The 21,091-nt window shown below is 46.1% G+C and carries 25 protein-coding genes and 1 other annotated feature; of the genes, 18 read left to right on the forward strand and 7 right to left on the reverse strand.

What is annotated here, in order from left to right; all coding sequences use genetic code 11:
* Positions 1 to 2: 2 nt before the first annotated feature.
* The 7 genes from mce to rnz all read left to right on the forward strand — a co-directional run bounded on the left by mce (position 3) and on the right by rnz (position 7,142).
* Positions 3 to 851 carry a methylmalonyl-CoA epimerase gene (gene mce, locus P4361_RS10460; protein ID WP_248253072.1) on the forward strand — a complete coding sequence of 283 codons (849 nt, stop codon included), beginning with the start codon at positions 3 to 5 and terminating at the stop codon, positions 849 to 851.
* The gene (locus P4361_RS10465; RefSeq protein ID WP_328089335.1) at positions 851 to 2,401 is read left to right on the forward strand and encodes an acyl-CoA carboxylase subunit beta; all 1,551 of its coding nucleotides are present in this window, start codon (positions 851 to 853) and stop codon (positions 2,399 to 2,401) included. Before mce ends, P4361_RS10465 begins: the two co-directional genes overlap by 1 nt.
* A 14-nt stretch (positions 2,402 to 2,415) precedes the next feature.
* Positions 2,416 to 3,537, forward strand: a complete 1,122-nt coding sequence (locus P4361_RS10470; protein WP_328089336.1) for a tripeptidase T — start codon at positions 2,416 to 2,418, stop codon at positions 3,535 to 3,537.
* Positions 3,538 to 3,688: 151 nt separating this feature from the next.
* On the forward strand, positions 3,689 to 4,195 hold the full coding sequence (locus P4361_RS10475; RefSeq protein WP_328089337.1) for a winged helix DNA-binding protein: 507 nt from the start codon (positions 3,689 to 3,691) through the stop codon (positions 4,193 to 4,195).
* A gap of 115 nt (positions 4,196 to 4,310) precedes the next feature.
* Positions 4,311 to 5,504 (forward strand): DNA polymerase IV, encoded by a 1,194-nt coding sequence (locus tag P4361_RS10480; protein ID WP_328089338.1) that lies wholly within the window; start codon positions 4,311 to 4,313, stop codon positions 5,502 to 5,504.
* Positions 5,505 to 5,554: 50 nt separating this feature from the next.
* Positions 5,555 to 6,205 (forward strand): phosphatase PAP2 family protein, encoded by a 651-nt coding sequence (locus P4361_RS10485; RefSeq protein WP_328089340.1) that lies wholly within the window; start codon positions 5,555 to 5,557, stop codon positions 6,203 to 6,205.
* Position 6,206: 1 nt separating this feature from the next.
* Positions 6,207 to 7,142, forward strand: coding sequence for a ribonuclease Z (gene rnz, locus P4361_RS10490; protein ID WP_328089341.1), 936 nt, complete (start codon positions 6,207 to 6,209; stop codon positions 7,140 to 7,142).
* A gap of 13 nt (positions 7,143 to 7,155) precedes the next feature.
* Here rnz and P4361_RS10495 read toward each other — a convergent pair whose 3' ends face one another.
* From P4361_RS10495 to proC, 3 genes are all read right to left on the reverse strand, one after another.
* Positions 7,156 to 7,935: a glycerophosphodiester phosphodiesterase gene (locus P4361_RS10495; RefSeq protein WP_248253065.1), complete on the reverse strand. Its 780-nt coding sequence runs from the start codon at positions 7,933 to 7,935 to the stop codon at positions 7,156 to 7,158.
* 103 nt (positions 7,936 to 8,038) lie between these two features.
* Complete coding sequence (locus P4361_RS10500) at positions 8,039 to 8,194, reverse strand: hypothetical protein (protein ID WP_156316367.1); 156 nt, start codon at positions 8,192 to 8,194, stop codon at positions 8,039 to 8,041.
* 59 nt (positions 8,195 to 8,253) lie between these two features.
* On the reverse strand, positions 8,254 to 9,096 hold the full coding sequence (gene proC, locus P4361_RS10505) for a pyrroline-5-carboxylate reductase (RefSeq protein WP_425590244.1): 843 nt from the start codon (positions 9,094 to 9,096) through the stop codon (positions 8,254 to 8,256).
* Positions 9,097 to 9,146: 50 nt separating this feature from the next.
* Positions 9,147 to 9,360: a binding site (T-box leader), on the reverse strand.
* Positions 9,361 to 9,512: 152 nt separating this feature from the next.
* On the opposite strand from proC, the gene P4361_RS10510 reads away from it, so the two are divergent.
* The 4 genes from P4361_RS10510 (at position 9,513) to P4361_RS10525 (ending at position 13,420) form a co-directional block, all read left to right on the forward strand.
* Positions 9,513 to 10,481, forward strand: coding sequence for an MBL fold metallo-hydrolase (locus tag P4361_RS10510; RefSeq protein ID WP_328089342.1), 969 nt, complete (start codon positions 9,513 to 9,515; stop codon positions 10,479 to 10,481).
* A gap of 3 nt (positions 10,482 to 10,484) precedes the next feature.
* Positions 10,485 to 11,273, forward strand: coding sequence for an SDR family oxidoreductase (locus P4361_RS10515; RefSeq protein WP_328089343.1), 789 nt, complete (start codon positions 10,485 to 10,487; stop codon positions 11,271 to 11,273).
* Between the two features lie 193 nt (positions 11,274 to 11,466).
* The gene (locus P4361_RS10520) at positions 11,467 to 12,711 is read left to right on the forward strand and encodes a glycosyltransferase (RefSeq protein ID WP_328089344.1); all 1,245 of its coding nucleotides are present in this window, start codon (positions 11,467 to 11,469) and stop codon (positions 12,709 to 12,711) included.
* Complete coding sequence (locus P4361_RS10525) at positions 12,674 to 13,420, forward strand: HAD-IIB family hydrolase (protein WP_256225995.1); 747 nt, start codon at positions 12,674 to 12,676, stop codon at positions 13,418 to 13,420. Before P4361_RS10520 ends, P4361_RS10525 begins: the two co-directional genes overlap by 38 nt.
* Positions 13,421 to 13,462: 42 nt before the next feature.
* Here the strand turns inward: P4361_RS10525 and P4361_RS10530 are convergent, their stop codons facing one another.
* Positions 13,463 to 13,660, reverse strand: a complete 198-nt coding sequence (locus P4361_RS10530) for a YqzH family protein (protein WP_062235177.1) — start codon at positions 13,658 to 13,660, stop codon at positions 13,463 to 13,465.
* A gap of 177 nt (positions 13,661 to 13,837) precedes the next feature.
* Here P4361_RS10530 and P4361_RS10535 point away from each other — a divergent pair, with 177 nt between their 5' ends.
* On the forward strand, positions 13,838 to 15,097 hold the full coding sequence (locus P4361_RS10535; RefSeq protein WP_328089346.1) for a DNA polymerase thumb domain-containing protein: 1,260 nt from the start codon (positions 13,838 to 13,840) through the stop codon (positions 15,095 to 15,097).
* Between the two features lie 21 nt (positions 15,098 to 15,118).
* Positions 15,119 to 15,451, forward strand: coding sequence for a YolD-like family protein (locus P4361_RS10540; RefSeq protein ID WP_328089347.1), 333 nt, complete (start codon positions 15,119 to 15,121; stop codon positions 15,449 to 15,451).
* Positions 15,452 to 15,597: 146 nt separating this feature from the next.
* On the opposite strand, the gene P4361_RS10545 is transcribed toward P4361_RS10540, so the two are convergent.
* Positions 15,598 to 15,843, reverse strand: a complete 246-nt coding sequence (locus P4361_RS10545; RefSeq protein WP_053357969.1) for an HPr family phosphocarrier protein — start codon at positions 15,841 to 15,843, stop codon at positions 15,598 to 15,600.
* Between the two features lie 148 nt (positions 15,844 to 15,991).
* Between P4361_RS10545 and P4361_RS10550 the strand changes: the two genes are divergently transcribed.
* Positions 15,992 to 16,642, forward strand: coding sequence for a TVP38/TMEM64 family protein (locus P4361_RS10550; RefSeq protein ID WP_328089348.1), 651 nt, complete (start codon positions 15,992 to 15,994; stop codon positions 16,640 to 16,642).
* 53 nt (positions 16,643 to 16,695) lie between these two features.
* Here P4361_RS10550 and P4361_RS10555 read toward each other — a convergent pair whose 3' ends face one another.
* Positions 16,696 to 16,980, reverse strand: coding sequence for an HPr family phosphocarrier protein (locus P4361_RS10555; protein WP_256225993.1), 285 nt, complete (start codon positions 16,978 to 16,980; stop codon positions 16,696 to 16,698).
* A gap of 139 nt (positions 16,981 to 17,119) precedes the next feature.
* Between P4361_RS10555 and P4361_RS10560 the strand changes: the two genes are divergently transcribed.
* The 3 genes from P4361_RS10560 to P4361_RS10570 all read left to right on the forward strand — a co-directional run bounded on the left by P4361_RS10560 (position 17,120) and on the right by P4361_RS10570 (position 18,785).
* Entirely contained in the window at positions 17,120 to 17,695 is a 576-nt protein-coding gene (locus P4361_RS10560; RefSeq protein ID WP_062235186.1) for a DedA family protein, read from the forward strand.
* 197 nt (positions 17,696 to 17,892) lie between these two features.
* Positions 17,893 to 18,444 carry a PadR family transcriptional regulator gene (locus P4361_RS10565; RefSeq protein WP_328089349.1) on the forward strand — a complete coding sequence of 184 codons (552 nt, stop codon included), beginning with the start codon at positions 17,893 to 17,895 and terminating at the stop codon, positions 18,442 to 18,444.
* A gap of 2 nt (positions 18,445 to 18,446) precedes the next feature.
* Positions 18,447 to 18,785, forward strand: a complete 339-nt coding sequence (locus P4361_RS10570; RefSeq protein ID WP_062235191.1) for an iron-sulfur cluster biosynthesis family protein — start codon at positions 18,447 to 18,449, stop codon at positions 18,783 to 18,785.
* Positions 18,786 to 18,833: 48 nt separating this feature from the next.
* On the opposite strand, the gene P4361_RS10575 is transcribed toward P4361_RS10570, so the two are convergent.
* Positions 18,834 to 19,745, reverse strand: coding sequence for a hydroxymethylglutaryl-CoA lyase (locus P4361_RS10575; RefSeq protein ID WP_328089350.1), 912 nt, complete (start codon positions 19,743 to 19,745; stop codon positions 18,834 to 18,836).
* Between the two features lie 140 nt (positions 19,746 to 19,885).
* Between P4361_RS10575 and P4361_RS10580 the strand changes: the two genes are divergently transcribed.
* Positions 19,886 to 21,082 carry an acetyl-CoA C-acetyltransferase gene (locus P4361_RS10580; protein WP_328089352.1) on the forward strand — a complete coding sequence of 399 codons (1,197 nt, stop codon included), beginning with the start codon at positions 19,886 to 19,888 and terminating at the stop codon, positions 21,080 to 21,082.
* Positions 21,083 to 21,091 lie beyond the last annotated feature (9 nt).

Below are 21,091 nucleotides of genomic sequence, written 5' to 3' on the forward strand. Positions count from 1 at the left end.
CAATGAATAAAAAAATACGTGTGCTGGTAGCAAAGCCAGGGCTTGACGGGCATGACCGCGGAGCTCTTGTGATCTCTCAGGCTCTTCGTGATTATGGGATGGAGGTCATTTATACCGGCCTTCGCCAGACGCCAGAACAAATTGTAGCTGCTGCTGTGCAGGAAGATGTGGATGCCATCGGTTTATCTTGTCTGTCTGGAGCGCATAATGAACTGTTTCCCGAGGTGATGTCGCTTTTAAAACAGCGGGGAGCAGATGATATTATCGTGATAGGAGGCGGTGTTATCCCCTGGGAGGACATTCCCTTCCTTGAATCAGCCGGAGTAAGAAAAATATTTACACCCGGCACACCGACAGTTGAGACAGCCAAATTTATTGAAGCAGCAGTGCTCGAGCGGGATGGTTATCCAGCACCAGCAGGCATGGAACCGCCAAAAAAAATCGATCATATCGGCATTGCCGTTGAATCCCTTGATGAGGTCCTCCCTTTTTATGTGAACACACTCGGGCTTAAGCTTGAAGCAGTGGAGGAAGTGGAATCTCAAAAGGTAAAGGTAGCTTTTTTGAAGATCGGCCAGACAAGGCTGGAGCTTCTAGAGCCAATGGATGAACAGAGTCCGATCCGGCAATTTATTATCAAACGCGGACAGGGTGTCCACCATGTGGCTCTTGGTGTTGAAAATATTGCATCAAGAATCGAAGAATTGAAAAAAGCTGGCGTAAAGATGATCCAGGAACAGCCGGTGAAAGGTGCCGGCGGGGCATCCATCGCATTCATCCATCCATCTTCTACTCATAAGGTGCTGTTTGAACTGTGCGAAAAACCTGAAACGGAAGGAGGAGTGTCCTGATGAATATGTACGATAAAATGGACGAATTATATGACAGGAAACGTGAGATTGAGCTTGGCGGCGGAGACGAGAAGATTGATAAACAGCATGAACGCGGAAAACTTACCGCAAGGGAGCGAATCGATCTTTTGCTCGATGAGGGAACGTTTGTGGAGTTGAATCCTTTTATTGAGCACCGCTGCACCGATTTTGGTCTGCAGAATATGAAGGCTCCTGGAGAGGGAGTCGTCACAGGCTATGGAAAGATTCATGGCCGGCCGGTTTATTTATTTGCTCAGGATTTTACGGTTTTTGGAGGAGCGTTAGGAGAGATGCATGCTCACAAGATCGCCAGTGTGATGGATCTTGCGGCTAAGAATGGAACACCGTTTATCGGACTGAACGATTCAGGAGGAGCGAGAATTCAGGAAGGTGTTGTTTCTCTGGACGGCTACGGGCAGATCTTTTACAGAAACTCCATCTACTCTGGTGTCATTCCGCAGATTTCAGTTATTCTGGGGCCTTGTGCAGGTGGAGCTGTCTATTCACCGGCTATTACGGATTTCGTATTCATGGTGGAGCAGACAAGCCAAATGTTTATCACTGGCCCGAAGGTCATCGAAACAGTAACGGGCGAGAAAATTTCATCTGAGGATCTTGGCGGGGCAAAGGTACATAGCACGAAAAGCGGTAACGCCCATTTTATGGGGGAAACCGAGGCACAAGTTCTGGAGCAAGTGCGGGCGCTCGTATCGTTCCTTCCTCAGAACAATAAAGAAAAACCGGCCAGATCGGAGAAACTGGAGCATGAGAACGATGACCGCCCGGATATTGCCGAGGTGGTACCTGTGGATGCGACCAAACCGTATGACGTTCGTAAGGTCATCGAGCAAGTGGTCGATCAGGATACTTTTTTAGAAGTTCAAGCGTATTTTGCCAGAAACATAGTCATTGGTTTTGCCAGGATTAAGGGTGAAGTGGTAGGATTAGTATGTAATCAGCCAAAAGTTATGGCTGGCGGCCTTGATATTGATTCTTCGGATAAGGCATCGCGCTTTATTCGTTTTTGTGACGCTTTTAACATTCCGATTATCACCTTTGAGGACGTCACCGGATTTTTTCCAGGAATTAAACAGGAACACGGCGGCATTATAAGACACGGAGCTAAAATCCTGTACGCCTACTCTGAGGCTACTGTCCCGAAAATAACGATTATCACCCGTAAAGCATACGGCGGTGCCTATGTCGCCTTAAACAGCAAGTCGATCGGCGCTGACCTTGTTTTTGCCTGGCCAAATGCGGAGATCGCAGTCATGGGACCGCAGGGTGCGGCGAACATCATCTTTGCCAGAGAAATCGAACAAAGCGATGATCCTGAAGCGACAAGGCAGGCTAAGATTGACGAGTACCGGACGAAGTTTGCCAATCCGTACGTTGCAGCTGCAAGAGGAATGGTCGATGATGTCATCGATCCACGGGATACGAGGATCAAATGTATTCAAGCACTGGAAATGCTGCGGACGAAGCACGAGGAAAGGCCCTGGAAGAAACATGGCAATATCCCGTTATAATGGAGGAAGACACAATGGTTAATGAGCAACGATTACTAGAAGAGTTTTTGGAATTGGTACAGATCGATTCTGAAACAAAATTTGAAAAGGAAATCTCCAAAGTCCTTACTAAAAAATTCACTGATCTTGGTGTCGAAGTATTCGAAGACGACGCTGAGTCCAAAACTGAACACGGCGCCGGCAACCTGATTTGTACGCTGAAAGGCAACAAAGGCGGGGTGGATCCGATTTATTTCACCTCCCATATGGATACGGTCGTACCTGGCAATGGGGTAAAACCTTCGATTAAAGATGGGTATGTTGTAACCGATGGAACGACCATCCTTGGGGCGGACGACAAGGCAGGCCTCGCAGCGATGTTCGAAGCCGTTAAACTTTTAAAGGAACAAAATATTAAACACGGAGACATCCAGTTCATCATCACAGTTGGGGAAGAGTCAGGGCTTGTAGGAGCGAAAGAACTGGATCCTGCCCGATTAACCGCAAGATTCGGTTTCGCGCTCGACAGTGACGGCAAAGTCGGTGATATTATTGTTGCAGCGCCGACACAAGCCAAGCTGATGGTTGATATCTATGGAAAGACAGCGCATGCCGGTGTTGCTCCTGAAAAGGGTGTATCAGCCATTACAATCGCTGCAAAAGCCATTTCTAAAATGCCGCTCGGAAGAATTGATGAAGAAACCACGGCTAACATCGGAAGGTTTGAAGGGGGCACACAGACCAATATCGTTTGTGATCATGTGGCCATTTTGGCAGAAGCCCGTTCTCTCGTAACAGAGAAAATGGAAGCTCAGGTTGCTAAGATGAAAGAGGCATTTGAAACAACGGCTTCTAAGTTCGGCGGACGTGCTGAAGTGAATGTGAAAGTCATGTACCCTGGATTTAAGTTTAGTGATGGAGACCATGTCGTTGAAGTGGCTAAGAAAGCTGCTGAAAGGATCGGACGTTCTCACCGCTTGCTGCAAAGCGGCGGCGGAAGTGATGCGAATGTGATTGCCGGCCATGGAATTCCAACTGTTAACCTTGCTGTAGGCTACGAGGAAATCCACACTAAAAATGAAAAAATGCCGATCGAGGAACTGGTGAAAACAGCCGAGATCGTGGTTGCAGTCATTCAGGAAGTAGCAGGAGAGTAGAGCTAAGGAGCCGGCCATGAAAGGTCTGGCTCCTTTTTTTGTTACGAACCTTCAAGTCGAGGTTGACATAAATAGCTCGAATTAGTATATTTGGTTGTAGTTTAATCATGGAAAAAAATGTCTAAATAGGATGGGAAGCCGGAGGGATTGGATGAGTGAACTTGCGAACATGCATATGATGATGAATTATTTGCGGGGAGTATACAAGGTTCTTGAAGATGAATGGCAAAAATCAGCGAAATCATTGGGATTGACTCAAGCTGAACAGCACATTCTATGGATTGTATCCTTTGAACGAGAGGCGACGATTTCCCGCATAGCACACCTCGGATTATGGGATGTTTCGACAGTCATGCAGGTTATAAAACGCTTGAAAGATAAAGGCTTAATACAATTATTGAAAAAAGATCATGATCGGCGAATTTCGTACGTAATGCTTACGGAAGAAGGAGCAAAAAAACAGCAGATGTCTTCTGAAGGCAAATACTCAGTGTACAGTTATCTGCAGGCCTGGAGCAAGGATCATGGGAACCAGGAATTTCTGGTGCAGCTTGTAAACTTACATAGGGATATGAATGAGCATTTTCACGGAACAGAATACGTGGAATGGATTGAAAACACAGGCAGGCAGCTGCGGGATAAAGTGGAGACAAGGTGAATAAACCTTGTCTTTTTTATGGTGTGAACCCTGTGATATGAACGGCTTTCGCTTTTCTTATGTTCTCCCATTTCATATAATGGGAAAGGAAAAGGATTGAAGGAGATGGAACAACATGGATAGGTCTGCCAATATAAAACGAAGATTTATCCTGCATGTCGACATGAACAGCTTTTATGCTTCTGTAGAAAGTATGATGGATCCCACTTTAAAGGGAAAGCCTCTTGCGATAGCCGGCAATCCCGAAGAGCGCCGCGGCATCATCGTAACCTGCAGCTATGAAGCACGTAAGTTTGGAGTAAAAACTACGATGCCTCTGTGGCAGGCAAAAAAACTTTGTCCATCTCTTATCGTCTTACGGCCGGATTTTCAAAAATACAGGACGATGTCTCAGAAGATGTTTCAGCTGCTTCGGGAATATACTGAGCTTGTAGAGCCTGTTTCAATCGATGAAGGATATCTTGATATTACGAGGATATCCATGAGCCCCATCGAAGCTGCCGAGGAAATTCAAAACAGGCTGTATCATGAACTGGGTCTTCCTTCCAGCATAGGGATTGCCCCGAATAAATTTCTTGCGAAGATGGCTTCAGATATGAAGAAACCTATGGGGATTACCGTCTTGCGAAAGCGGGAGATCCGGCAGATCCTCTGGCCGATGACCGTAGGTGAAATGCATGGGATCGGAAAGGCCACAGAAGAAAAACTAAAAAAATATAATATTCATACGATCGGTGACCTGGCAAAGGAAGACGCGTACAGTTTAAAACACCGCTTCGGAAAAAATGGAGTGAGGATGTGGGAGCGTGCGAACGGGATCGATGACCGCCCAGTAGACCCGGAGCGCGCCTCAGAATTTCAATCCGTTGGCAACTCGACCACTCTGGCTGAAGACGTGAGTGATGAAACGGAGCTTAAACGCGTCTTTTCAGTTCTGGCTGATTCTGTTGAACGCCGGATGAAAGGGAAGAAAGTCGTCGGTCAAAATCTTCAGATCGTGATCCGGTATGGAGACAGGAAGACGGTTACGAGAAGCAAGACACTGGAGAATCCCTTTCATGATAAGAGTGAAATCCTGAAACATGCCTGGTCCTTGTTTACAAAACACTGGAACGGTGAACCTGTACGGCTGCTCGGCATTACGGCCGCGGATGTTATCCCTAAAGAAAAAGCCTATAAACAGATGGACTTGTTTACTTTTGAACAGGAAAAAAAACGGGATGATGTAAATCGATTGATCAGCGATATTCAAAAAAAGTTTGGTGATCATTCCATTATTCGAGGCAAACTAACAGATGATCCATCATAGCTATAGGTTGTAGACAGCTTTTTATCGAGCCAAAGGCCGGGTGATTATGATTGAAGAAAAGTATCCATCTGCCATACGTGCTTGGATTTTTGTTGCTTTTTATTTTCTTTTTTCTGCTTGCAGCCGTCTATCGGGAGGCTGGCGTAAAGAGACTGGATCAGACGGTGATTGATGCAGTAACGGCATATCAGCCCCACGAGCTGACCCGAGCTTTTATAGTGATCACAAACAGTGCAGCAAGGACCAATGAATTTATAGTGCTTGCCGTGTTCTCTGCTTTTTCTATTTTATGGAGGAGGAGCTGGCTTGAACCGGTAATCCTGGGGATTTGTTTGTTTGTCATCCGTTACGGTAACGCTTTTCTTAAAGGAATCTATGAAAGAAAGAGGCCATCCCTCCATCGCCTAGTTGATATCGGAGGATATAGTTTTCCGAGCGGACACGCCATGATCTCCATCGGTTTTTTTGGACTGTTATTCTACCTGCTTGTGAGACAGGCTAAGCATAGTTGGGTGCGGCATCTTTTAACCGTTGGGGGATGTGTTTATATCGTGCTTGTCGGATTAAGCAGAGTCTATCTTGGTGTGCATTATCCGAGTGATGTGCTGGCAGGATTTCTTGCGGGAGGAAGCTTGCTCCTTTTTTTCATTGTCACTTATCGCCTCATGATTTCTATTTTAAAGCATGAAAGGAATAGCTGATATGGAACTTCATTTTCTGGGAACGGGAGCCGGAATGCCTTCAAAGGAACGGAATGTTTCTTCGGTTGCCCTTAAATTCCTGCAGACGGGAGGAGAAACCTGGCTCTTTGACTGCGGAGAAGCTACACAGCATCAAATCCTGCACACTTCTCTAAAACCGCGTAAGATCAATAAAATTTTCATTACTCATCTGCACGGTGACCATCTATTCGGTCTGCCGGGCCTGCTGGGAAGCCGCTCCTTCCAAAATGGTGAAGAGAGTCCGGTGTCCATATACGGACCAAAGGGAATAAAGGCCTTCATCGACACTTCTTTGAACATAAGCCAGACGCATCTTACCTATCCGATTCAAGTGATAGAAATAGATGAAGGGCTGATCTGTGAAGAGGAAGGCCGCCGGGTATATGCCAAGAAACTTGAGCACGTGATCCCTTGTTTCGGTTTTCGCGTAGAAGAGCAGGCACAGCCTGGAAAGCTGGAAGCCGGCTTGCTAAAAAAGATGGGCCTGCCGCCCGGTCCTTTATATCAGCAATTGAAAGAAGGAAGGGATATTACTCTGGAGGACGGAACGGTGCTCAAGAGCAGTGAATTTGTTTCCCCTCCTGTTCCTGGCCGGATTGTCGCTATCCTTGGCGATACGAAATACTGCGAGAATGCGGTGGAGCTGGGAAGAGATGCTGAGGTACTTATTCATGAGGCTACTGTTCTTCACGAACTGGCTGAAAAGGCAGCGGAATTCGGCCATTCTTCAGCCAGATTGGCTGCTGTTACCGCCAGACGGGCAAATGCAGCTGCCTTGATCTTGAACCATATCAGTTCCAGATATCATAAAGAGGAGAAGACTCTTCTTTTAAAAGAAGCACGGGAAGTCTTTCCGAATACGCAGATTGCCGATGACTTCAGCGTCTTTCCAATTGAAAAACTCAGCAAAAAATGAGCGGGCAGCCCGCTCATTTTTTTTTTAACTTATTATACATTTCAAGGATTAAGCTTTTTTGTTCAGTAATTTCTCCATTTCTAACAGCCAACGCCACATCGGGTACATCAGTGATGATGGCATCCACCCGCCAATTCATTAAATAATGCATCCATTTTTCTTGATTGACGGTATAAGGCCTGACCCGTATTCCATGCTCATGAAGGCTTTGCAGGATCACGGGATGAAGGCTCTTAAATTGAGGATGCACACTCAGCGAACCCATGCTTCTTGCATAGTTCCATGGCTCGTAGATGGCCGAAGAGTAGAGGGGAGCAATGTCAATGTAAGAGTCCATGCTCCTTAATTGCACAAGGCTGTAATGGTTAAAAGATGAATAGATCGTTTTTTCTTTCATTCCATAAGCATTTACGAGATCGTATACTTTTTTCTCTAAATCTTCATACATCACTTTGTTATTCTTCAACTCTATATTGAGAAGCAGCGGCTTGGTACAGATCCATTGCAGAAACTCTTCTAGTGTGAGGATCCGTTCATTTTGAAAGGTTGGAGAAAACCAGCTTCCCGCGTCCAGCTGTTTAATTTCAGCGAGCGTGAAATTTTTTACATATCCTTTTCCGTTGGTTGTCCGTTTGACCGTATCATCGTGAATGATGACAGGAACACCATCGCTTGTTAAATGGACATCAATTTCAAGTCCGTCTGCGCCCATTTCATAAGCCCGAGTGTAGGAGGCCATTGTGTTTTCGGGGCATACCTTGCTTGCGCCCCGGTGTCCAAAGATTTTTGTCATAGCGGGAAAAACTCCTTTCCTCTTTATATTTTACCTTAACATAAGCAGGTCAAACGTTCTAAATCCAAGAAAAAAACAAGCCCATTTCCTTTCAGGGGCTTGTTTAGGTGGCTCGCGCCGATGTGCGTTCGATGCTCACATCATTTTTTACGATCCATTTTATAAAATCTTTTTCCTTTTTTGTCAGTGGCCGTGTAAGAAACTGCTCAAACTCTTTAAACAACAGATTGTACCGCTTGAATTCTTCTTGATCAAGCATCTTATACCTCCCGTTGCTGCTCTATAGTCGTTTTATTATAAAATTAAATAACAGAATTGTCAAACTATTCCTTTGGCAGAGGGCGGGGTGTACATGCTCCCGAGCTCTTCAGAGCGCTGTGCGGCACGCTTGACGCATGATTCAATCGCTTCTTTTACTTTAAAATGGTCCAGCATTTGAATTCCGGCTTCGGTGGTTCCACCCGGACTGGTTACCTTTTGCCGAAGCAGCCGGGGATGTTCGCCGCTCATTTTCAGCATATGGGCAGCACCCAACAGGGTCTGCGCGATCAAATCCCTTGCCTCAGTTTCACTGAGATTGAGCGAGGAGGCTGCCTGCTGCATCGCTTCAACTAAATAATAAACATAAGCGGGGCCGCTTCCAGCCAACCCGGTTACTGCATGCAGGCTTTCTTCTTTCAAGCAGGTGGTCGTTCCGATGCAATTAAAAAGCTCTTCGGCCTGTTTTACATGTTGCTCTTCAGCATACTTTCCAGCGGCGAGGCCGGTTGCAGAATAACCGATCGCAGCAGATGTGTTCGGCATCGCCCGTATGACAGGGGCATCCGTATGAAGCAGAGTGGAGATGTGATCTGTTGATATCCCGGCAAGTACTGAAATGATAAGGTGCTGTTTATGGATAGCGTCCCTGATCGAGTGCAGGGCGTCTTCAGCATCTTTCGGCTTCATAGCAAGGATGATGATTTCTGCCTCATGCACTGCATCTGCGGCTGAGGCGGAAATTTTTATTTCATACTTCCTTTGCAGTTCAAGAAGCCTTTTTCTGTTCATTCTGTTTGTGGCAATGATCTGTTCAGGTGAGGCCAGCTTGTTGGCGATCAATCCTGAAATCATTGCTTCTGCCATGGCACCTGCTCCGATAAACGCGATTTTTTTATTCACGGCAATCCCTCCAACTTAGGTTAACGTAAAAACGCACTCCTCGATCCTTGGAAAAGGACGGAGGAGTGCGGTCCGCGGTACCACCTTAATTGGCTTGGTAAAAAGCCCAGCTTATCGCCTGTATCGAAGGCATACGATCAGGTTCAATCCCTGATGGCTCGGGGGATAGGTTCATTCATTTCGCACTGCTGGAATCTTTCAGCCGATGGATTCCATTCTCTTTCAGCCGTTTAATGAATTACTGGTCCCTTTCAGCGCCGTGTTCAGCGTTCAGTTATTACAAAACATTATGCAATGAGTCAGTACAGTATGTCAAGTTTATAAAAAAGATAATTTTGAATATTTACTTTTTTTATAGTGCTGATCTTTTGCTATACTGTTTGATATATATATGCATGAGAAGAGGTCAGGTGAAAATGTTGAACCAGAATATTATAACCATCGCGCTTCCGACACCGTTTCCGGTAGGGGATGTCAATGTCTATCTCATACGGGGAGAAAAGCTTACCCTTGTTGACTGCGGACCAAAAACGCCTGAGGCATGGAGCATCTTTCGGGAGAAACTGGCGGAGAACGGGCTGGAAGAAAACGATATTGAACAGGTGGTCTTTACCCATTATCACCCGGACCATGTCGGACTTTATTCATACTTTACGAGCCCGGTGCCTGTTGTGCTCGCAAGTTTAGAAGAAATACCCTATCTCAGCCAGCAGCAAGAATTTTTTGTACATAGAAATCAATTTTATGAGGGGTTTTACAAAAAAATGGGAATGCCGGAAGAAGCCGTCCGGTTTGAACATAGGAAATTAAAGAAGTATCTTGAGTTTTCTGCTGTGGTCCATGCTTCCCCGGCGTTGTATGAAGGAGAAGAAGTGCCAGGGCTGCCAGGGTGGACAATCATGAAAACACCGGGCCATTCTCCAGATCATCTTTCTCTGTTTCATCAAGAGAGCGGTATTATGATCGGAGGGGACTTTTTGCTGCAGCGTATTTCTTCCAACGCACTCATCGAGCCTCCCCCTCTCACGAAAAGAGACCGGCCTAAACCGCTGCTGCAATACCGGGATTCACTAAAGACAGCAGCCGAACTCCCTATAACCGTCATCCTGCCGGGGCATGGACTTCCGATCTCCAACAGTTCTGAGTTGATCGAAGAAAGGCTTGCACAGCAGAACAACCGGGCGGATGTCCTATGGGAGATGCTCGCCGGATATAAGACGGCTTATGAATTAAGCAAGCTTTTATTCCCGAGGATCTATCAAAAGGAACCTGGGCTTACTCTCTCCGAAACCGTGGGGCATCTTGATCTGCTTGAAGAGGAGGGAAGGATTCAAACGGAGGACATAAAGGGTATTATTTACTACAAGCGGGCAGAAGGAGCGTAAGATATGAAGAATTTAAAAGGAAAAACGGTGGTTATCACAGGGGCTTCCGGAGGGCTTGGAGCCCGGATCGCGTTTGATGCGGCAAGCCTTGGTGCTAAGCCGGTGCTGATCGCCAGAAGTCTGGACAAACTAGTGAACGTAAAAAAAGATCTAAAAGAACATTTTGAGGTGGAAGCGCTGATCTATTCGCTGGACGTTAGCAACGCAGAAGAGGTGAAAGCGGTTTTCGCAGAGATCACTCGTACGGTTTCTGTCGATGTTCTGATCAACAACGCTGGATTTGGAATATTCGACTACTTCATTGATGCGGACCTAAATGATCTTTCCTGCATGCTTCAGACCAACGTGGTCGGCCTGATGGCTTGTACACAGGCAGTGCTGCCGCAAATGCTGGAACGGCGTTCTGGCCATATTATCAATATTGCGTCACAGGCAGGAAAGATATCCACTCCGAAGTCGACCGGATATGCCGCTTCTAAACACGCTGTTCTTGGCTTCTCAAACGGATTGCGGATGGAGCTCGCAAACAGTGGAATATGGGTAACAGCCGTCAACCCGGGGCCGATTGAAACGAACTTTTTTTCCATCGCAGACAAATCGGGTTCCTATGAGAAAAACATCAAGAAGTGGATGCTGTCCCCGGAGTATGTTTCTAGAAAAATCATTTCGGCGATCGGCCGTCCTGTCCGTGAGATCAATCTGCCTCTTTGGATGAATGCAGGCAGTACGCTTTATCAGCTTTTTCCCCGGCTTATAGAAAAGCTTGGCGGAAATGCATTCAAACAAAAATAGACAATAATAATATTATGTAAACAAAAAGATGCGCTAATATACGCATCTTTTTTCTTTTCCTAAACCTTCACCAAAAGGAAGAAAGTCTTAATTTGATAGGTCTAAAGAACCTATTGTGGTTTGTCTGGGGAGAGAACGGGTATAAGTAACTTACACGTTATAGACCGCAACAACAGAAAGAGGGGTAGCAGTTATGAATAAAAAAGTTTTATTTATATCAGACCATGGAGACCCGCTGGCAAAACTGGGCGGAAAGCAAGCTGGAGGACAGAATAATTATGTGTACCATTTGGCGCTTGCCATGGAAAATAGGGGATGGGATGTTGATGTCATAACCCACTGGTGTGATAAAGATGCTCCGCAGATGGAGGCGTTTGGAAAACGCTCTAGAGTTATCCGTATCCAAGCCGGTATCAAAGGCTTTGTATCCAAAAATGAAATGTTTCAAATACTGCCCGCCTTTTTTAAAGAAATCGAGGAACTTGTTCCTGTTGAACAATATGATATAATTCATACTCATTACTGGCTGTCAGGAATATTAGGCCGCCAGCTTCGCAGAAAGTACAATATACCGTTTGTCCATACTTCACATTCCCTTGGAGCAGCTAAAGAACGGGCCACAGGAGAAAGGGATGAGCGCAGGTTCCAGTATGAACGAACCATTCTCCGTTCCGCTAACCGCGTGATCGCCACGACCAACAGCGAGAAGAGCCTGATCCATGACTTTACTAAACAGCCTGCACCTGTTGATGTCATTCCGATCGGTGTATCTCCAACTTTTTATCCTTTAAACCAAAAACCCGCAATAAAACAAAAATTGGACGTTCACGGCCCCCTCGTGTTTTATGCCGGCCGTCTGGAAGAAACCAAGGGTGTTGAAACCCTCCTTAAAGCATTCAGATACTTGATTCAATGGGGTGACGTCCCGTCAAACACAAGACTGATTCTTGCTGGAGGACAGAAAGAAGAAATCGGTGATGACCAGCTTCCGATTCAGGAAAAACAGCGTTCTTGGGTGAAAGGAATTGAGCGTTATGTTCAGTTTGTAGGGCCGAAAAGCCAGGAGGAGCTGGCGGAATACTTTAACGCTGCCAACGTTGCTGTCGTGCCTTCCTATTATGAATCGTTCGGAATGGTGGCTGCAGAGGCACAGGCATGCGGATGTCCAGTGATTGCCTCACGTGTCGGAGGGCTTCAAAATGTGGTCGTTGAAGGAGAAACAGGGCTGCTCGTCAACCCAAAAGACGCTCAGGACTTGGCGCTCACCCTGGAAATTATTTTAAACAATAACATCATTGCGCAAAGGCTCGGCAAACAGGCATCCTCTCTTGCAGAACGCGATTACCGCTGGCCGAATGTGGCAGCGAGGGTAGAGCAGGTGTACGAGGAGGTTCTGTCAGGTGAAACGAGAAAACGTTACACATCTTTTAGCTACTGATCTAGACGGAACCTTGGTGGGAGAGAAGGAACTGACTTCTTTGCTGTTTGATTATTATAAAGAACGTCCCTACAATGTGCAGCTCGTTTATGTTACAGGAAGACACTATGCTTCTACCATGGAGCTGATCAAAGAGGAAGAGCTTCCGATGCCTTCCATTCTCATATCGGATGTTGGTACGGAAATGTATGACTTGAATGATCCAGAGCTTCATGAGCGCTGGAAAAAAACATTGGAAGAAAAGTGGAATCCCGCTGAAATTTCTCGCATCGTTCAATCCTGCAGCGGCTTAACGCCTCAATCGATTCCATCCGTGCATCGGCTTTCCTATTTTGCAGAAAGCGATGAGGCGGTTGAGGAAGTGAAACAAAAGCTGAGCGGCAGTTCGGTGCCGCACAAGCTGATTTTCAGTTCCGGAAGAGATGTAGACATTCTTCCGCCGAATGCAGGGAAGGGAGAGGCGCTATCCTTTCTGCTTCGGGAAAAAGGCTGGGAGAAAGCAAATGTATTAGTTGCCGGCGATTCTGGCAATGACCGTGATATGATTACACTTGGATATCCGGCTGTCGTTGTCGGAAACTGCCAAAAGGAATTAAAACAGCTGCCAGACCACCCTATGATTTTCCGTGCGCAAAAGCATTGTGCAGGCGGAATTCATGAAGCGTGGGAGCATTTCTTTGAAAAAACTCCAGTTAAGAATAGCATATAAAGCAAGCAAACCCCTTATAAGCCTCGCTTATCGGGGGTTTGCTTATTCTTTTGTAATAAAGCTGTATACGACATCTTGAACCGTCAAATAAGGATCTTCTGCCTCTTCGGTTTGAAGTTCTTTTTTTATTCGTTCCTGCAGGAGAGCATAATCCTTTTCAGTATAAGGGATGGCCTCTTTCTCGTAAAAATAATCCAGCAAAGCCTTTTCCAGCCATTTGCGCAGCAGCTGATTTTCCATTCTGCACTTCCTTTCTTCTCCCAACAATGTAGCCTACGAATGCCTGCCGGTCAATGGATTTTTTAAGCCGGAAAGCCCCCTGAAAAAATTTCCATTGAGAAGGGAACATATATTCGGTTAAAATGGGTATACATAATAAATGAGAACGAGCGTTTGCTTTTGGAGGGGTGAAGGAAGTTGATCGATTATTCTATGATTCAAAATCGTTCAATTCTGTGCATGGACATGAAAAGTTTTTATGCCAGCTGTGCGGCTGTGCGCTTAGGGCTGGACCCGCTGACCTGTTACCTTGCTGTAGTAGGGAATACAGAGAGGCAGGGAAGTGTGGTCCTGGCTGCTTCTCCTTGTCTGAAAAGAGATTTTGGAATAAGAACCGGAAGCCGGCTGTTTGAGATTCCGAAAGACAGCCGTATTCACATCGTGGATGCCCAAATGGCTTTTTTTCTACAGCGTTCCATGGAGATCACGCGCCTGCTCAATCGGTTTGTTCCAAAAGAGGCCATTCATACTTACAGTGTGGATGAAAGTTTTATTCAGGCAGACGGGACAGAACGCCTGTGGGGAGGGCCGGTGCAGCTGGCCCAGGCCATCCGGATTGCCATAAAAGAAGAGTTCGGTCTGCCTTGCGCCATCGGAATCGGGCCGAACATGCTGATGTCTAAGCTCTGTCTGGATTTGGATGCGAAGAAGAAAGGCGTGGAAGAATGGACGTATGAGGACATTCCGGAGAAGCTATGGAAACTTTCTCCCTTGAGCAAGATGTGGGGCATCGGTTCCCGTGTGGAACGGACGCTTAATCTGATGGGCATTACAACCGTAGGCGATCTTGCCCATTATCCGCTGGAGCTCTTGGAAAAAAAATTCGGCGTGATGGGAAATCAGCTTTATTATCATGCGTGGGGAGTGGATCTCTCGGAGGTGGGGGCTCCCATCATGCAAGGCCAGATCAGCTATGGAAAAAGCCAGATCCTCCTTCGTGATTATACCGATCCGAAAGAGGTTCAGCATGTTATTTTAGAAATGTGCGAAGAAGTGGCAAGGCGGGCCAGAACAGCGAAAAAAGCAGGAAGAACGGTCAGTCTGGGAATCGGCTACAGCAAAGAAGAATGGGGCGGGGGTTTTTACCGCTCAAAGACCGTAGCTGAACCGACTAACATTACGATGGAGGTCTACCAGGTGTGCCTGGAGCTCTTTCATACCTTTTATGAAGGAAAGACGGTCCGTAAAATCACCATTGCTCTATCCAATGTATGTGAAGATAACGAAACGCAGCTAAGCATCTTTACACTTGAGCATCCTAAAAAGCGAAAGCTTGGATACGTGATGGACGATATCCGCAGGAAATACGGCTCCAATGCTCTTCTCCGGGCCGTTTCCTATACGAGCGGAGGAACGGCTCTGCACCGCAGCACCCTTTTAGGCGGCCATAAAGCGTAAAACCAGAATGGAGGGACTCTAATGATCAAAGACCGCGGAAGCATCAAATGGACGGCAATGATGCTGCCTGAGCACGTAAAGCAGTTAAGGGACTGGGAGCGGGAAGAGGCGTGGCTTGAGAACACTGAGCTTGATGAACAGCAGTTGGAGGAAATGAACCAGCAGATCTTTTTTGCGATGGAAAAGGCAAGGAAAGTAGCCGTCCTTTGCCGTAAACCCCTTGGTGAAAAAGCAATACTGGGCCTCATCCATTACTATGACCCTCATCGCCGTCTGCTCAGAATAATGAATGATGAAGGAAAGAAACAGGATGTTTCTCTCGATGCCATCATAGGGATAGAGATGGATGTTTAAAGACAAATAAAAAAAGGGGCTGTCCTGAAAGTCGAAAATTGACCTTCAGGCAGCTCCTTTGACGTGAAAAATCTTCAATGAAAAGTTGATTGGAGTGCAAGGTGCGAGATAGCGTGACAGGTGAGACTCNNTTCTTGGACAGCCCCTTATTCGGCCTCAGCAAACAGATCAGAGGCCAATAATTTTCTCTGCAGGGAGTCAAGATTCGCTTCGCTTGAAATTTCGATTTCTTGCCCTGGCTGTATGGATAATGCGATAAGGCCGAGCAGGCTTTTTCCGTCGGCTGTCTTATCTCCTTTTTTAACATACACGGCTTCTTCATAACTTCCCGTGAACTGGACGAATTGGCTTGCGTTTCCGGCATAGATGGGTTTTTTCGCAATAATTCTCAAGTTAATCTCTCTCCCTGCATATCCTTTTTATACAGCTTATGAAGGGTGAATTGAGAAATGTCATAAAATTTATTTTAAATTAAAGTGACTTCTATCGGAAAATAAAGGAAAATATAGAAATAAGATGTGTGGAGAGGAGCAGTAAAGAGTGATTCGCAATAAAAAAAGAATAATGAACTATTTAATTATATTAAGTTTGGCAGGCTGCCTTTTATATATCAACCAACGGTATTTAAATTTAACGCCGGAGCGGTTTAGAGGCTGGATTCTGTCGTGGGGAGTTTGGGCTCCAATCGTTTATATCGCTTTATATGCCTTCCGGCCGTTTGTGCTGTTTCCGTCATCCGTGTTTGCAGTGACAAGCGGCTTGGCCTTCGGGTTATATTGGGGGTGTCTGTATACATACCTGGGATCCTTGTCAGGCGGACTCATGACGTTTTTAGCAGTGAAATGGATCGGCAAAAAAAGCGTAAAAAAGGAATGGAAGGGAAATTATCAGAAGATCCAGGAGGGCATCAAGCAGCGTGGATTTATTTATGTGCTGATCCTCCGCCTCCTGCCGATATTGAATTATGATCTTGTGAGCTACTTGACGGCCGCGGCAAACGTCAAGTTTAAAGATTACGCGGCAGCCACGGCCATCGGAATCATACCGGGCACATTGGCATACACGTACATAGGAGCTTCAGTGGCGAATACAGGAATGAAGGAAATTTTAATTTCATCCATCATCATCATTACTTTGATTATTCTTCCGGTTGTAACAAGGAAGAGATGGCAAAAAAAACTGGGCCTCTAGCCTCTCTCATGGAAAAAGAAGCGCTGAATGGCATTAGCGCTTCTTTTTTATGCTTATGTAGTCGCTTTGGAAGGGAGAAGCTGCTGAAGAAGCTGCTGGATGGCCGAATCAGCATCGGCCCCCTCGGTGATCAGCAGAAAAGATTCACCTTTTCGGAGCATCATGAAAAACGTAACAAGGCATGTTAGTTTTTTCGCGTGCAGGGTGACTCCGTTTTTACATAAAAAGACGTTGGACTGAAACGATCTGGATATTTTTACGAAATCCGTAACCTTTTGAATGGTGAATTTAGAAGCGTCACTGGTAATGGAGACGGTTTTTGAACAAATCTTTTTCATATATAGGATCCTCCTGAAATGGATTGTAATAGTTATCTACAGCGTATCTACCCTGTAATAAACCGTTTCAAACCAGGTGAGATTGAAAACATCAGGAAAGGGAATAGTGAGGGGAAGAAAGAAGGAGGAGGATGCACGGATGTTTGAAATGATCTTTCATTTTTTAAAAGAGTTGGGAGCGGTCGGGCTATTTATTGGGACCGCCCTGGAGGCTTCCTCGATTCCTTTTCCCGGTGCGCTGGTCATTCTGATCTACGGATTTCTGCTGAAGCCAAACCTGGTCGAGAGCTTGCTTCTGGCATTGGCAGTAAGTGCAGTATACACCATATTCAGCTATGTACCTTATATGATAGGTTATAAGCTTGAAAGCAAGATGAAAGAGAAGTTCAACGAGAAGAAAGTAGAGAAAACGAAGAAAGTGTTTAAAAAATACGGAGAGTGGAGCATTGCTCTTTCCCGGCCTTTGGGAATCGGAAATTATGTTTCCTACGCAGCAGGGATGAGCAAGGTCAATCGGTGGAAATTCGGCGGGCTGACCTTTATCGGCATCTTTCCTTTAGCAGTTGCCATGCTGTTTTTAGGCAGGCTGGGGGAAGTCAAGACCGTTAATCATGTGCTGCAGGCTTCACAGTCCTATATTCTTGCAGGGGCAGGAGTCCTGCTGGTTGGTTTTTTACTGTATAAATTCGTTTATAAGAAAAGGACGGCAAGCTAAAATAAGAGACAAATCAAAAAAGCGGAAATCTCGAAGGTTTCCGCTTTTTGATTTTTGAGATCTTCTATAGCTTTGCTCTCTTTTCGCCTTATTATTGATATGTGTATTTTCACATATGTTCATCAAGCATTTTCCCTTAAAAATTGTGTAGAATATGTTAAAATGACAAACAGATACGGAAAGAAGGAATGAAGAGGATGGCGTTGAGATATGCGCTGCTTGGATTGTTGGCCAAGAGCGAGGCAACCGGATATGAACTGAATCAGCAGTTTAAAGAAACGATGATCCACTTCTGGACAGCCCATCATACCCAGATTTATCGAGAACTTGTAAAGATGGAGGAAGAGGAGCTTGTAACCTCGCAAGTGATTCATCAGGTGGACTATCCGGATAAGAAGGTATATCAAATCGAACCAAAAGGCTATGAGAGGCTGCTGAAATGGCTGCTGAGCAAGGAAATCTCACAGCAGAAACTAAAGGATGACCTGTTATTGCGTGTTTCATTGTTTCATCTTATACCTCCAGATACGGCTGTTGCTTTTTTAGAACGGGCCAAGGAACAGCATTCTTTTGGCCTGGGATTGATGAAAGACTGGAAAGACAGCCATTTTCCTGAAGACAGCTTTCAGCAGGAGGATCTAGGAGAATATTTAACATCGGAATTCGGGAGAAGATACCTGCAAAACTGGATTGAATGGTGCGACTGGGCCATTCAGGTCATACAAACCATGAACAGCAAGGAGAAGTGAATATGAAACTGGAATGGACGGAAAGGGCGATCGAAAAGATAAAGAGTAAGATGCAGGAAGGAGACAGCGTACTGCTGAAATATGATACGGAAGGGTGCGGCTGTGTTGTCAGCGGGGTGTCCGCACTCTGGATTGTGGATGAAGAACCGGAGGGCACGGTCCAGCTTGAAACGAACTTCCTGCCCGTTTATATGGAGAAAACCAAAATGGTATTCTTTGATGAGCAGATGACGATCGATTTTAAAAAGGAACAGCATACGTTTCAGCTGAAAAGCCCGAACCAGATGCTCAATCCGCATCTTAGGCTCGAAAATAAAATAAAAACAGGAAAGGACGCCTAAAAGGGCGTCTTTCCTGTTTTTTAGTGCTTCAATGATGATGAAAGACGCCTAAAAGGGCGCCTTTTCCTGTTTTGAAAGAAGGTATTGCCTGCTTTGAAGGCCGCGGGAAACAAAAGGAGAGATAAACTCCACAGCCTCAAGGAGAAGATCGAGCTGGATGCCGGTCGAGATACCCATACGATTCAGCATGTAAACAGTATCTTCTGTTGCCACATTTCCTGTTGCTCCCGGAGCAAACGGACAGCCGCCAAGTCCCCCTGCGGACGTGTCGAAGCGGTCCACACCTGCCTGAAGGGCAGAAAAGATATTAGCCAGGGCCATGCCGCGTGTGTCATGAAAATGGGCAGCGATGAGCAGGGCAGAAGGAAGATGATGCTTAAGCAGGGCAAACAAGTCATAAACTTCCTGAGGATTAGCAAGCCCGATCGTATCGGCGACGGAGAGCTCATCTACTCCCAGATCTGAAAATTCCTCACATAATTTCAGGACAGCCTGTTCGTCCATTTTTCCTTCATACGGACAATAAAAAGCCGTCGAAATACATGCCCGCACAAAAAAGCCTTTCCGTTTCAGGTCTCTGATGAGCGGAGCAAGTTCATCCATGCTCTCTATCGTGCTTTTATTAATATTTTTCCGGTTGAACGTATCACTCACACCGACAAAAAAAGCTGCGTTCTTACATCCGGAAGAAAGCAGGCGCTCTACTCCTTTTCCGTTCGGAACGAGCACGATATTTCGAGTGCTGTCATCGGTGCAATGCTCGATCACTTGTTCAGCATCACCCATCTGCGGCACCCATTTGGGAGAGACGAACGAGGTAAGCTCCATTTCTTGAATTCCCGAGGATTTCAGTTTATGAATAAAACGGATCTTGTCTTCCGCCGGCACGAGCTGCTTTTCGTTTTGCAGTCCGTCGCGCGGTCCAACTTCAATGATGGTGACTCTTTGGGGTAGTTCCATAGCTCCTCCTAGTCATTGCGTTATGTATGAAATCTTTCCTTTATTTTACGTTTTACCTCCTTAAGTTGCAATACGGAGCATGGAATTATGGTATGATAATAAGGAATATTCAGAAAAAAATACGGGAGTGAGAAGAAATTATGACAATACAAGATGCAGTGATTGTAAGCGCTGTCAGAACACCGATCGGCAGCTTCCTGGGAAGTTTGAAGGATATCCCCGCCACAGAGCTGGGAGCCATTGTAATTAAAGAAGCACTGTCGCGGGCAGGCGTTTCAGCGGATGAAGTGAGTGAAGTGATCATGGGGAATGTTCTTCAAGCAGGATTGGGCCAGAACCCGGCGCGCCAGGCGGCCATGAAAGCGGGACTGCCGCAGAGGGTTTCCAGTATGACGATCAACAAGGTCTGCGGTTCCGGACTGAAGGCTCTTCATTTAGCCAGCCAGGCGGTCATGCTCGGTGAAGCGGAAGTGGTCGTATGCGGCGGAATGGAAAATATGAGCGCGGCGCCATATCTTTTAAACGACGCAAGAAACGGATTGCGCATGGGAGACGGCAAGCTGGTTGATTCCATGGTTCATGACGGATTATGGTGTGCCTTTAATGATTACCATATGGGGATTACGGCTGAGAATCTCTGTGACGCCTATGGCTTGAACCGCCAGGAGATGGATCAGTTTGCAGCAGACAGCCAGCAGAAATGTGAAAGAGCCATGGAGGAAGGCAAATTTTCGGATGAGATCGTAACGGTTGAGATTCCGCAAAGAAAAGGAGATCCACTGCTGTTCTCAGAGGATGAATATCCGAAGAAAGGGACGACAGCCGAAAAGCTAGGAAAGCTGAGACCGGCATTTAAAAAGGATGGCACAGTAACAGCGGGAAATGCATCGGGCATAAATGACGGCGCAGCTGCTCTTGTTGTTGTATCCAGAAAAAAAGCAGAAGAACTTGGCCTGACGCCTCTCGCAAGAATTGTTGCCAATGCAAGTGCAGGTGTTGATCCAAGCATAATGGGAATCGGCCCGGTAGATGCCACGAAAAAAGTGCTCGAAAAGTCAGGGATAACGCTTCAAGATATCGATTTGATCGAAGCGAACGAAGCGTTTGCGGCACAGTCGCTTGCTGTAGGAAAAGAGCTTCAGTTCTCAGATGAAAAATTGAATGTCAACGGAGGCGCAATCGCCCTTGGCCATCCGATCGGAGCAAGCGGCGCGAGAATCCTTGTGACCCTTCTGCACGAGATGAGAAGAAGAGAGAACCGGTACGGGCTTGCTACCCTTTGCATCGGCGGCGGCCAGGGAGTAGCTACAATCGTAGAAAATGAAAAGTGGCAATAAGGGGGGAGC

Source organism: Fictibacillus sp. B-59209 (genome assembly GCF_036216745.1).
Classification (GTDB): domain Bacteria; phylum Bacillota; class Bacilli; order Bacillales; family Fictibacillaceae; genus Fictibacillus_C; species Fictibacillus_C marinisediminis.

Excerpts from the sequence above, each read along its gene's own strand:
- mce (WP_248253072.1), top strand. The coding sequence starts at position 3 with ATGAATAAAAAAATACGTGTGCTGGTAGCAAAGCCAGGGCTTGACGGG.
- P4361_RS10465 (WP_328089335.1), top strand. The coding sequence starts at position 851 with ATGAATATGTACGATAAAATGGACGAATTATATGACAGGAAACGTGAG.
- P4361_RS10470 (WP_328089336.1), top strand. The coding sequence starts at position 2,416 with ATGGTTAATGAGCAACGATTACTAGAAGAGTTTTTGGAATTGGTACAG.
- P4361_RS10475 (WP_328089337.1), top strand. The coding sequence starts at position 3,689 with ATGAGTGAACTTGCGAACATGCATATGATGATGAATTATTTGCGGGGA.
- P4361_RS10480 (WP_328089338.1), top strand. The coding sequence starts at position 4,311 with ATGGATAGGTCTGCCAATATAAAACGAAGATTTATCCTGCATGTCGAC.
- rnz (WP_328089341.1), top strand. The coding sequence starts at position 6,207 with ATGGAACTTCATTTTCTGGGAACGGGAGCCGGAATGCCTTCAAAGGAA.
- P4361_RS10495 (WP_248253065.1), bottom strand. The coding sequence starts at position 7,935 with ATGACAAAAATCTTTGGACACCGGGGCGCAAGCAAGGTATGCCCCGAA.
- P4361_RS10500 (WP_156316367.1), bottom strand. The coding sequence starts at position 8,194 with ATGCTTGATCAAGAAGAATTCAAGCGGTACAATCTGTTGTTTAAAGAG.
- P4361_RS10510 (WP_328089342.1), top strand. The coding sequence starts at position 9,513 with ATGTTGAACCAGAATATTATAACCATCGCGCTTCCGACACCGTTTCCG.
- P4361_RS10515 (WP_328089343.1), top strand. The coding sequence starts at position 10,485 with ATGAAGAATTTAAAAGGAAAAACGGTGGTTATCACAGGGGCTTCCGGA.
- P4361_RS10520 (WP_328089344.1), top strand. The coding sequence starts at position 11,467 with ATGAATAAAAAAGTTTTATTTATATCAGACCATGGAGACCCGCTGGCA.
- P4361_RS10530 (WP_062235177.1), bottom strand. The coding sequence starts at position 13,660 with ATGGAAAATCAGCTGCTGCGCAAATGGCTGGAAAAGGCTTTGCTGGAT.
- P4361_RS10540 (WP_328089347.1), top strand. The coding sequence starts at position 15,119 with ATGATCAAAGACCGCGGAAGCATCAAATGGACGGCAATGATGCTGCCT.
- P4361_RS10555 (WP_256225993.1), bottom strand. The coding sequence starts at position 16,980 with ATGAAAAAGATTTGTTCAAAAACCGTCTCCATTACCAGTGACGCTTCT.
- P4361_RS10560 (WP_062235186.1), top strand. The coding sequence starts at position 17,120 with ATGTTTGAAATGATCTTTCATTTTTTAAAAGAGTTGGGAGCGGTCGGG.
- P4361_RS10565 (WP_328089349.1), top strand. The coding sequence starts at position 17,893 with ATGGCGTTGAGATATGCGCTGCTTGGATTGTTGGCCAAGAGCGAGGCA.
- P4361_RS10570 (WP_062235191.1), top strand. The coding sequence starts at position 18,447 with ATGAAACTGGAATGGACGGAAAGGGCGATCGAAAAGATAAAGAGTAAG.
- P4361_RS10575 (WP_328089350.1), bottom strand. The coding sequence starts at position 19,745 with ATGGAACTACCCCAAAGAGTCACCATCATTGAAGTTGGACCGCGCGAC.
- P4361_RS10580 (WP_328089352.1), top strand. The coding sequence starts at position 19,886 with ATGACAATACAAGATGCAGTGATTGTAAGCGCTGTCAGAACACCGATC.